Raw genomic sequence first — 761 nt, forward strand, 5'->3', positions numbered from 1 at the left:
GTAAAAAATTTGAGAAATGAAGGTGCCGATGGCCACCGTTGCGAAACTTGTCAAACAGCGGATACAGGAAGAGCTTGACGATCTGACACGGTCAGAACGGCAGCTGGCCTCGGTACTTTTGCAGGATTATCCAATGACCGGCTTGCAATCGATCACCAAGCTGGCCGCTGCCGCGCAGGTCTCGACCCCGACGGTCATACGTATGGCACGCAAGCTGGGTTTCGACGGTTTTCCCGCCCTGCAGGACGCCCTGCGAGAAGAGGTGGCGGCACAGATCAAAAAGCCGATCTCGAAACGGGATGCCTGGGTTGTGGATGACGCGGCGGAGCATCCCACAACGCGGTTTGCGCAGGCTGTTTGGACAAATATGCGCCACACGCTGGAACGTCTGGACAAAGAGATGTTCGACACCGTTGCCCAGCTTCTGGCAAATACGGATCGCCATCTTTACGTCGTGGGCGGGCGTATCACGCGTTCAAATGCGGACTATCTGTTCAATCACATGCAGATTATTCGACCCAATGTGACGATGCTGGGCAATTCGGCAAACGTTTGGCCGCAGTACCTGCTTGATATGGATGAAACCTCGGTTCTGGTGATTTTTGATATCCGCCGATACGAGGCCTATCTCGAGAAATTGGCGCAGGTCGCATCAAGCCGCGGTGTGACGGTTATCCTGTTCACCGACCAATGGGGATCACCGATAGGCAAGACCGCCAACTACACCTTTCACGCACTGGTCGAGGCGCCATCCAGCTGGG

1 protein-coding gene is annotated in these 761 nt (G+C 55.3%); it reads left to right on the plus strand.

Translation table 11 applies throughout. The features are described 5' to 3' along the window. Positions 1-28: 28 nt before the first annotated feature. A partial coding sequence (locus tag ACR0C6_RS21685) for a MurR/RpiR family transcriptional regulator (protein ID WP_480621206.1) occupies positions 29-761 on the plus strand: 733 nt, incomplete at its 3' end.

The organism is Ruegeria sp. AL12, assembly GCF_056540885.1.